Source organism: Intrasporangium sp., from assembly GCF_032907665.1.
GTDB lineage: Bacteria > Actinomycetota > Actinomycetes > Actinomycetales > Dermatophilaceae > Intrasporangium.
On sequence record NZ_JAJJPG010000194.1, the window covers coordinates 1 to 4,722 of the forward strand.

Consider the following 4,722-nt stretch of genomic DNA (forward strand, 5'->3'; position numbering starts at 1 on the left):
ACACGACCAAGAAGATCCTCATGGACAGCGCCCGTGACAAGGCCTGCCCGGGCGGGGGTGGCGTGTACGACTACGCCGCCCCGATTCCGCCGTCCTACAACGCCGAGTGCGTCGGGGACGAGGACTTCAACGGGTTCTACGGCGACGGCATCGTCAATGCCCACAACGCGGTGACCTACTGGTCGAAGAACTGACCGCATCGTGACGGAGGGTCCCCGGCAGCGAGCCGGGGACCCTCCGCCGTCCCCGACCGCCACCCGCCGGAAGCGGTCAGTGGGCCCGCAGCATCAGCTGCGGTCACGCGGGGTGGCGCCATCGACGTGGGACCGGCTGGCCGTTCGCCCTTGACCCAGTCAGCGGCTGACGTCGCGTCCGAGCGCCGCCCGGCTCAGCGGCATACGACCACGACCTTGGAGTATGCCGCTGAGCTGGGTCCGCGCGTCGCCGCGCCCGGCGTGGCACTCAGTCGCGCAAGGGGGGCACCACGCGGTAGTCGACAAAGGTGGCATGGGCCGACTGACGCACGCCGAGGTGCTCGAGGTCGAGATCGAGCTCGAAGCCGTCGAAGAGGCCCTTGCCGCCTCCGAGAATCACTGGGGCGATGATCATCGTCAGCTCGTCGACCAGGCCGGCGGCGAGGGCCTGGCGGATGGCGTCGGCGCCGCCCATGAGGTGGACGTCCAGGTCGCCAGCCACCTGCTTGGCCCGGGCGATGGCGGTAGCGAGGTCACCGACGAAGGTGAATCCCTTTCCTGCGTCTGGTTGCTCATGCGGGCGATGGGTGACGACGAACAGCGGGACGGGCCACGGGTTGCGGTCGCCCCAGCGCTCGGACGCCTCGTAGGTACCCCGGCCGGCGACCACGGCTCCCACGCGCGCCATGACCGACTCCAGCCAGACCTTGTCCTCGGCGGTTGCCTCCCCCCGCGGGCCCTCGTCGTAGGTCCACGGCCCGCCGAAGACCCAGTGGTGCAACCGCTCACCCCCTGTCCCCAGCCCGCGTCCCGGTCCGTCGTCCGGCCCAGCAACGTAGCCGTCGACGGAGGTGGTGATGCCTGCGATGACCTTGCTCATGGAGGGTCCCTCGCTTCTGTGAGGGTTGGGCATGACGGAGGCTGCCCCGGCATCAGGGACGATCCGGGCGACGGCGGAGCAACCAGGCGCAGGCCGTGAGCCCCAGGCCGAGCCACAGCGACACCGCGAGGACGTGGCCACCGACGTCACCCGTGTCCAGCCAGGCATTCCGCACTGCGGCCGTGACATGCGACATCGGGAGCACATCGGAGACGCGTTGCATCACATCGGTCATCACTGCCGGCGGCGGGCCGCCGCCGCCGAGGAGCCACATCGGCATGAAGGCGAGCAGTCCGAGGGCCTGCGCCGACCGCGCCGTGCGCGCTGCGAGGCCGAAGGCGACGCCGAGACTCAGCATGGTCACCATCCCGAGGAGAAAGCACACGATGACCCCGGCGAGGTCCACGACGGCCGGGATCCCATAGATCGGGCCGGCAGCGAGGAGCACCAGAGCCGCTCCGAGGACGACGAGGACGGCGGTCACGAACGCCTGGGCACCGACCACGTTGAGCAGGCTGAGACCGGAGGCCTCGAAGCGTCTGATGATGCCGAGCTCGCGGTAGGAGGCGAGCGCAGTGGGGAGACCGATGAGCGCCACCGCTGCCATGGGCACCGGGAGGTAGGAGGCGACGTAGTAGTCCGTCCCGTTCGTGCCTCCGTAGGCCGGGTCCGCGTCACCGGCGAAGACCCCGGCGAGCACGAGCATCATGAGCGGGGGGAGACGAAGGCGAAGAGCATCGGGGCCCACTCGCGGGTGAGCAGTCTCCCCTCCATGGAGGTCACCGCAAGCAGCGTCCGCGGTGATGAGCTGGTGGCGGTCGTCGAGGTCATGAGCGGACCCCCGCGGTGAGGGTGACGAAGACGTCCTCGAGCGAGGGCCTCACGATGGTGAAGTCGTCCGGCACCACGCCCATCCGGACGAGCTCCGCGGCGACCCGCACCGGCGTCGAACGATCGCCGAGGACCTCGACGACAGGCGCGCACCAGCGCCCAGACGTCCGCCCTTGATCCTGTCCAACCGTCCGGCGTCACGCCGAGCTCGCGGTAGGCGCCCAGCAGGCGATCGAGCGCCCGGACAACTCGTCGACGGTCACGTCCCCACGCCGTCACCGCTGTGTTCATGCAGGTCCATGGGCGCGGCCCCAAAGGGGTTGCGGTTGACCCCACTCGACGTGTGGTAGACCACCAGGTCAGCCAAGTTCCGGTCGTACCTGCGCAGGACCGAGCAGAAGTGACGCGCTGCTCTCTCCCCCAGCCCGTCGTAGATGGCCAAGGCGATCTCCCGGGCCTCGACCCGCGGCCACGCGTCCGGCAAGAGCTCCGACGGGAGGTTCGGATCGGTGACGCGGAACGACAGCCACTCACTGAGAACGGTCGTCCTGGTCACCAAGGCATCCCGTCCGACCAGTCCACCCTTCGAAACGGTAGCCAGGAGCGGCTTCCACTCCCGCGCCCACCCCCGATAGGCCTCGCCCAGCTCGTCCAGCCGGAAGAGCGCCCCCCAGTCCTTGGCCCCGTCCGGGCCCTCGATGGACGACCGCATGACCGTGGCATCCTCGATGTCCAGTTCCTGCAACGCGTGCTCGACGCGGGCCACCACGTCGTGCGGTGACACCCAGATTGCGCCGTGCAGGCAGGCCATGTGCAGCGACTTCAGCCGTGACCTCAACAGCTGCCGTTTGGTTCGCATCCTCTCGGGGATCGAGAACGCGACGACGGTCCACAGCCCGTCCCAGTCGTCGAGCGGGCGGCCGAAATCCAGAGCGCGGCGGATCCGCTGGGGACGGTGCTCGCGGATGCGCTCGGGAACCGAGTAGAACGTGGTCCTGCCGACCTTGTGCTGATCCAGCAGGTCCCTGTTGGTCAGCCGGCGCATGGCCTGCCTGGCATTGCCCTCGCTGATGGAGAACTCGGCGAGCAGACCCACCAGCGCCGCCGACGGCAGGGGCTCCGGACGGCCGTACCAGTAGTCACCCAGCAGAGTGATGAGGATGTACTGCGGCTCCCGGCCGGTGGTGGATCTTGGCAGGTTCAGCCGTCCTGAGGGACTGGTCACGTTCGTGTGTTCCTAACGTCTGTGTTCCCAGCGTCGGCCACGCGCGCCCAATGACGTCGTGACCTCCCCATCCAACCAGTCCGCCACGGTCTGCCGGAAAGCCTGGACGTCGTACGTGCTCTCGTCCGCGTTGTCCGCGTGCATCTCAAGCACCGGCACGCCCGCGGCCCGCAGCGCACGGGTTGTCGCCCAGCTGCCACGAGGATCGTCGGAGACCAGGTGGACCACGCCGTCGACCCCGTGGGTCAAGGCCTGGTTGACGTACCACTCCGCCGACATCGGAGGCACGTACAGATGCTCATGGAAGCCGATGAACCGGCTGGCGAGCGCGCGCAGATGGTTGCTCCCCCGGCGCGCGTACCCATCCGCGGCGATGGACAGGTACATGGACCACACGAACACCGCTCCGTAGGTCTGCTCGAAGTGACGGTAGAAGTTCAGGTCGAACCACAGTCCGCGCCCGATCCACATGAGCCGGTACCTCTCGGGTTCCGCCAGGGCGTACCCGACGTCGATGCGCGCCTGCACCTCCTCGAACAGGCGGCGCGCGGCGTCGCGCGCCCACTCCGTGCCCCGGTGCCACTGCGGGATCATGACTGCGGGAATGCTGTCGTTGATGGCGACGGGGCAGGGCGTCGTCTTGGCCAGCAGGTCACGAGTACGCCGGTTCCAGTCGGCCTGCTCGTTCCCGAGATCCATGATCCGGGCGAGCTTGGCGGGGTCGAACTTCTTCCCGGTCGTCGCCTCCAGCAGCGCGATGAGCTCATGCATTTCGGCGACCATGAGGTCGATCCGGTCCGGTCCGGTCAGACGCTCCCAGTCGGTGGAGAGGGTGTCCCACCAGTTCGCGTCAGCCACGAGAGGTTCGGCGGCGGACTCGAGCGGGAAGAAGGTGATGTCGGGATCGGTTGCCCACGCCTCGAACACCTTTCCCGACACATCGCCGGTCAGCTCACCGAGGATCAGGAAGGGCTTCGGCAGCCCACCCCAGGGGGCCGTTGCGGGGTCCGGATCAAAGAGGCTACCCAGTCCGATGGCGTTGTACTGCTCGGAGTCGCGGGGATAGCCCTCCATGGCCACCAGGTCCAGGTAGCGCTGCGCGCCGCCTTGGGATGCCGCGATGGAGGCCCACCACTGGTTGACCACATAGGGGACATCGAAGGCCCGCAGCAGCTCGTGGGGTGTGTCGGCGTTGACCAGCGCGATCCGTTCCCCGGCGCGAGCGCGCTCATGGAGCTCGACGAACCACTCCCGCTGGTGCTTCAACGCCCGGCGGGCACTTCGCAGCCGGTCCGTCCGAGCCGGGCGCGCGGAGGACGTCATGCCGAGGCTCCCGTTCGTCCCGGAGTCGAGAGGGCCCGCCTCATGGCGTCGGTGTCCAGGGCGGAATAGTGCTGGTTCCGTGCCAGCACCATCGGAACGTCCACCTGTCGTTGTTGGGCCGCGTAGTCCCACAGGGGTGCGTCGTCGCGGTCCCTCACATAGGAGAGGATCAGGTCGGCCCTGGCGTGCTTGGCCGCCTCTGCGGTGTGCCGAGCGCGCCTCTCGATGCTCGCCCGCTGCGGGGTGGGGCCGTTGTCGCGGTAGACCCG

General features: G+C 68.7%; 7 protein-coding genes. 1 reads left to right on the forward strand and 6 read right to left on the reverse strand.

Going from position 1 to position 4,722, the window contains the following annotated elements; all coding sequences use genetic code 11:
• On the forward strand, positions 1 to 194 hold a 194-nt coding region (locus LOY02_RS17865; protein ID WP_317183720.1), incomplete at its 5' end, for a hypothetical protein.
• Positions 195 to 462: 268 nt separating this feature from the next.
• Here the strand turns inward: LOY02_RS17865 and LOY02_RS17870 are convergent.
• The 6 genes from LOY02_RS17870 to LOY02_RS17895 form a co-directional block, all read right to left on the reverse strand.
• Positions 463 to 1,074, reverse strand: a complete 612-nt coding sequence (locus tag LOY02_RS17870) for a dihydrofolate reductase family protein (protein ID WP_317183721.1) — start codon at positions 1,072 to 1,074, stop codon at positions 463 to 465.
• Between the two features lie 52 nt (positions 1,075 to 1,126).
• Positions 1,127 to 1,783 (reverse strand): ABC transporter permease, encoded by a 657-nt coding sequence (locus LOY02_RS17875; protein WP_317183722.1) that lies wholly within the window; start codon positions 1,781 to 1,783, stop codon positions 1,127 to 1,129.
• Positions 1,780 to 1,905 (reverse strand): hypothetical protein, encoded by a 126-nt coding sequence (locus LOY02_RS17880; RefSeq protein ID WP_317183723.1) that lies wholly within the window; start codon positions 1,903 to 1,905, stop codon positions 1,780 to 1,782. The genes LOY02_RS17875 and LOY02_RS17880 overlap by 4 nt, the downstream gene beginning before the upstream one ends.
• Positions 1,906 to 2,164: 259 nt before the next feature.
• Complete coding sequence (locus tag LOY02_RS17885; RefSeq protein WP_317183724.1) at positions 2,165 to 3,130, reverse strand: PaaX family transcriptional regulator C-terminal domain-containing protein; 966 nt, start codon at positions 3,128 to 3,130, stop codon at positions 2,165 to 2,167.
• Between the two features lie 12 nt (positions 3,131 to 3,142).
• Positions 3,143 to 4,453: a 2-hydroxyacyl-CoA dehydratase family protein gene (locus LOY02_RS17890; RefSeq protein ID WP_317183725.1), complete on the reverse strand. Its 1,311-nt coding sequence runs from the start codon at positions 4,451 to 4,453 to the stop codon at positions 3,143 to 3,145.
• Positions 4,450 to 4,722 (reverse strand): hypothetical protein (locus LOY02_RS17895; protein WP_317183726.1); only part of this gene is annotated, 273 nt, incomplete at its 5' end. The genes LOY02_RS17895 and LOY02_RS17890, both read right to left, overlap by 4 nt.